Annotated in this window: 5 protein-coding genes; all 5 read right to left on the reverse strand. The window is 38.8% G+C overall.

Features of this window, described 5'->3' with window-relative positions:
* The coding region (locus HMPREF9074_RS11105; protein ID WP_034540844.1) for a polyprenyl synthetase family protein at positions 1 to 509 on the reverse strand (509 nt) is incomplete at its 3' end.
* Positions 506 to 2473 (reverse strand): ATP-dependent zinc metalloprotease FtsH, encoded by a 1968-nt coding sequence (gene ftsH / locus HMPREF9074_RS11110; RefSeq protein WP_009391177.1) that lies wholly within the window; start codon positions 2471 to 2473, stop codon positions 506 to 508. The genes ftsH and HMPREF9074_RS11105, both read right to left, overlap by 4 nt.
* A gap of 1 nt (position 2474) precedes the next feature.
* Complete coding sequence (gene rsfS, locus HMPREF9074_RS11115; RefSeq protein WP_034540847.1) at positions 2475 to 2846, reverse strand: ribosome silencing factor; 372 nt, start codon at positions 2844 to 2846, stop codon at positions 2475 to 2477.
* 119 nt (positions 2847 to 2965) lie between these two features.
* Positions 2966 to 4846 (reverse strand): BamA/TamA family outer membrane protein, encoded by a 1881-nt coding sequence (locus HMPREF9074_RS11120; protein WP_009391175.1) that lies wholly within the window; start codon positions 4844 to 4846, stop codon positions 2966 to 2968.
* Positions 4843 to 5054, reverse strand: a 212-nt coding sequence (locus HMPREF9074_RS11125) for a deaminase (protein WP_034540850.1), incomplete at its 5' end; no start/stop codon positions are given. The genes HMPREF9074_RS11125 and HMPREF9074_RS11120, both read right to left, overlap by 4 nt.

Raw genomic sequence — 5054 nt, forward strand, 5'->3', positions numbered from 1 at the left:
ATTACTTCATAATACACTTCTTCTACTATATCCAAGCGGCGAGCTTTCTCCATCTGTAGCAGTTCGCCTTCACTCATCTCTCGTACAGCTACCGAAATAATACGTAGCAGGTCAAAATCACCATTATCAATAGACAGAAGCAAACCTTTCGACAGAAGATAATCTCCTACTAAAACGGCTATTTTATTTTTCCATAGTGCGTTGATAGAAAAGAAACCTCGCCTTTTATTGCTATCATCTACTACATCATCGTGTACTAATGTAGCTGTGTGAATAAGCTCTATCACCGAAGCTCCGCGATAAGTACGCTCTGTTACCTTGCCTCCCGAAAGCATTTTTGCTACCAAAAAAATAAACATTGGGCGCATTTGCTTGCCTTTCCTATTTACTATATAATAGGTAATACGGTTTAGCAAAGCTACTTTAGACGACATAGCTCCACGGAACTTCTGTTCAAAAAGCTCCATCTCCTCTCTGATGGGTTCTTTTATTTGAGCGGTTATTTTCATTGGGTTACCTCAGCCACATTTTTGTTCTCTGCTGGTATCTCGGCTTCTATAGCTTCTTCAGCATCTTTGTATTTTCGCTTACCAAAAATATTTTCCAAATCATCACGGAATATCACTTCTCGTTCTAAAAGTAGATTTGCCAAAATAGTAAGCTTTTCTTTATTTTCCGAAAGTATCTTTATAGCGCGTTGGTATTGTTCCTCTATAATTTTAGAGATTTCCTCATCTATCAAATGGGCAGTACGCTCGCTATAAGGTTTTGTAAATCCGTAATCGGACTGTGCTGAATCATAATAAGTAAGGTTACCTATTTTGTCATTAAGTCCATAGATAGTCACCATAGCGCGAGCTTGTTTAGTCACTTTCTCAAGGTCGCTAAGGGCTCCTGTTGATATTTTATCAAAAATCACTTTCTCAGCAGCTCTACCTCCTAAAGCAGCGCACATCTCATCAAGTATTTGTTCTGTGCGAACTATTTGTCTTTCCTCTGGCAAATACCAAGCGGCTCCTAATGATTGCCCTCGTGGCACAATAGTCACTTTCACTAACGGAGCGGCATATTCTAACAGCCAGCTAACCGTAGCGTGTCCAGCTTCGTGAAAAGCAATAGCCTTGCGCTCTTCAGGGGTCAATATCTTGCTCTTTTTCTCAAGACCTCCTACTATTCTGTCTACCGCATCTAAGAATTCTTGCTTACTTACAGCTGTTTTTCCTTTACGGGCAGCTATAAGGGCAGCTTCATTACATACATTGGCAATATCAGCTCCCGAAAATCCTGGTGTTTGCTTCGCAAGGAAGTCTATATCCAATGTTTCTGATGTCTTAATAGGCTTCAAATGCACCTGAAATATCTGCTTGCGCTCATTTAGGTTAGGTAGCTCTACATATATTTGTCGGTCAAAACGTCCTGCACGCATCAGTGCTTTGTCCAATATATCTGCACGGTTAGTAGCAGCCAATACTATTACATTAGTGTGCGAACCAAAACCATCCATTTCTGTTAGTAGTTGGTTAAGGGTATTTTCGCGCTCATCATTAGCTCCTGTCATTACATTTTTACCACGAGCACGCCCTATCGCATCAATCTCATCTATGAAGATGATAGCTGGTGCTTTTTCTTTAGCTTGCTTAAAAAGGTCTCGCACTCTCGAGGCTCCTACCCCTACAAACATCTCTACGAAATCAGAACCTGATAACGAGAAGAATGGCACTTGTGCCTCTCCTGCTACAGCTTTCGCTAATAAGGTTTTACCCGTTCCAGGAGGACCTACTAATAAGGCTCCTCTTGGAATTTTTCCCCCAAGAGAAGTATATTTATCTGGATTTTTAAGAAAATCTACTATTTCTTGTACCTCTTCTTTAGCTCCTTCAAGTCCTGCTACATCTTGAAATGTTACGCGGTTTTCTTTTTTCTCATCAAAAACTCTTGCTTTCGATTTCCCTATGCTAAAAATACCTCCAGGGCCACCTCCAGACATACGGCGCATTATATAAATCCAAACGCCTATAACCAAGGCAAAAGGTAAAACGGTAAGCAGCAGGTCTGACAATAAATTCTGCTGACTCTTGTTTTCACGAGTGGTTTCTAAGTTATTATCTTTTACTATTTGGTCAAATCGGTTCTCGAAGTTGCTCAAGTCTCCCAATTCAAATCGATATTGGGGCACATCTGCAGGATTACCACTTTGCATAATAGCATTGCCTGTAGGTCTCACCTCTTTGTGCTCTTCTTTTTTCAGGGCATTAGGGGTAAGGTATACATTAGCTTCTTTCTTATTGAGAATGATTATTTTAGATACATCGCCATTAGTCAAATACTCTTCAAATTTTGATTGAGGTATCTCTTTCGGTTGCGTCCAAAATGTGGCTCCCGAATAATAATTAAATCCTAAAAGTATAAGGAGTAAAACAGCGTAAAGCCAATAGGCTGAAAATCGACTTCTGTTATTATTGTTATCTGCCATATTAATAGTTAGTTTCTAAGTTTATAATTTTAGCATCACCCCATAGCCCTTCTAAGTCGTAGTGGGCACGCAAACGCGTCTGAAAGATGTGTACAACTACATCTACATAATCTATCAGTACCCATTCAGCATTAGCTTCTCCTTCTACGTGCCAAGGATGCTGATGCTCGTCTGCTTGACTTACTACTCTCTGTATAGCGCCCGAAATAGCTGCCACTTGGGTGTTTGACGAACCATTGCATAAAATGAAATAGTCACACACCGTGTTTTCTACTTCACGCAAGTCCATAATAGTGATGTCTGTTCCTTTTACTTTTTCAATACCTGCTATAATATTGGTTATCAAGGTATTTGATGATAATTCTTTATTCAAAGCTCTTCTATTTTTTTAGTTATAACTATTGTGTGCTTATAAAGCGTGCAAAAATACTATTATTTACTTTAAAAAGCAAAAATATTGCCAATATAATCTATCAAGCCATTTTGTCAGTTTTATCTAAAACTTGTAACCGCTGGCATTCGTTGCGAAAAACTGTGCAATCTAAAGTCGTCATTAGTATCTCCTGTTATCTTTATAATATGGTTCCCCGTACCAGGCACCACTGGGTAATAAGCAAATGAAAATTGTATAGCTCCAAAAGGCAAATAATCATTAGTAATGTAAAATCCTAAAGCACATTTAGCATAACATTCCGTTTTAAAAAAAGGGGTATTGTTTCGGCCTATAAAACCTAAATCTGCTGATAAAAACGGACTAATACGAAAACCAATAAACTGAAAAGGGGCATAAATCTGTGTTTGTGTAGTCAGTAAGAGCTTTCTAGTACCGTAAACTTTCTCGCTGCTAAAGCCTGAAATCCCATTGCTACCATTAAGGTTGATGATTTTATGTTGATATACAAAGTCATTAACTCCTAATACAAAGTTTGCTCTTAAAAACTCTCTAAAGTGCCAACTACCTATATCAAATAGATTAGTGAAGTGGGTAGCACTTCCTTTTATTACTATTTCTTTCAAAGCTCCTTGAGTTATAAAAGTACCTGCTTCCAAATGCATTGCATAATACCCACTTTTAGCGTAATAAGCGCGTTGTGCTCCAACAGAAAAATAGGGCAAAAGTGTGGTATTTTTCCAAATCATTCCAGAGGTTAGAAATATAGAATGTCCTACCCCTACATCTTCTGTATCTCCATTGCGAAATAGGTATCGGTCTTTCACAAAGTTACTGCTGTTTAAGCTAAACTGCGTAAGCCATTGATTTTCATTAGAATGATAAGTTTCTTTATAAGGAATCTGAAGTGAATTTCTGTAATAACTTATATTTCTGTAATTTACAGCTATTATAAAGTTATTGATATTCTTACTGCCCTCCATCTTTATAGGTTTAACCCAACTACCGAAAGCGGTAAAACTTTTCGAGTGAAGTAAAGGGGTATAAGTAGTTCGCGTACGCAAATCTTCCTCATCTCTGTACTCGTAATAAGACAATCCCCCCGACCATCGTGCTAATGGCGAATACAGTGGGCGCTCTACATACAAATATTTGCTGAAATAATTATCATAATCTGCATAATATGACCCGCGTACATTTATATGAGTATTCCTAATATTCCGCAATGTATAACTCATACCTTTTCCGTTATTAGAAATCCCAGAGAAGAATTGTTGATAGGTAAATGTGGCTTCGTGTCCTAATCCAAAAAGGTTCTGCTCTGTAAGTCGCGTCCAGCCTTTGTTCCCCGCTAAATCTCCATCAAAGTACATTGTCCAACTATCAAGTACAGTTACGTACACATCTACCGAATCCGACGACTGCGAAATAAGCTCTGGTGCTATCTGCACCCTTCGTATATACCGCTGATTGCGCAATAACCGCTCACTCTCGCTCAGCAACAGAGTATCTAATGGGGTGTGCGATTTAAACAGCAGTATCCCCTTTACGGTACCCTCACGTGTCTTTATATGCAACATATTGCCATAACGCTCTAAACGGGTACGAGGTACTTTAGTACTATCTTTTTCATCAAAACCAAAAGGGTCTAATGTACGAATATGTATTTTCCGAATTATTTTTCCCTGATAAGAGGGCTTAGGTATTATCTTTTTTTCAGGAAGAGTAATTAAATGAGTAGGAGTAGCTACCGCAGCTGTAGGAGTAGGTGTTTGTATAAGGTCATCTAACCTTTTTGTGAGTCTATGTTTGCGTAAGTACGTCCGTATTTTCTCATAGAAGGCTTTATTTTTAGCAGAACGTTGCGGATTAATAGGGGCGATAAGAGTATCTTTTGTTTTTACTTCCAATGTATCAACTGTTTGGGAAAAAAGTGAAGTAATTCCCAACCAAAATGATAGTATGAAAAATAGTCTCATCATCGTTTTCTTTTCTGCTGAAAAAACTGTTTTAAAAGTTCTGTAGCAGGCGCTGCCAGCACACCTGTTGTAATTTCGGTTTTGGGGTGAAGAGTACCACCCATCACGGTATACCCTCTGTGCGTATCTGCCGCCGCATAAACTAACCGCGACAACTGACTCCAATATAAGGCTCCCGCACACATAGCACAAGGCTCTAAAGTGAGGTACA

It is taken from the genome of Capnocytophaga sp. oral taxon 329 str. F0087, from assembly GCF_000213295.2.
Taxonomy (GTDB): Bacteria; Bacteroidota; Bacteroidia; order Flavobacteriales; family Flavobacteriaceae; genus Capnocytophaga; species Capnocytophaga leadbetteri_A.

What these genes read in the sequence shown, in the direction of transcription:
- ftsH (WP_009391177.1), bottom strand. Translation starts at nt 2,473, where the DNA reads ATGGCAGATAACAATAATAACAGAAGTCGATTTTCAGCCTATTGGCTT.
- HMPREF9074_RS11120 (WP_009391175.1), bottom strand. Translation starts at nt 4,846, where the DNA reads ATGATGAGACTATTTTTCATACTATCATTTTGGTTGGGAATTACTTCA.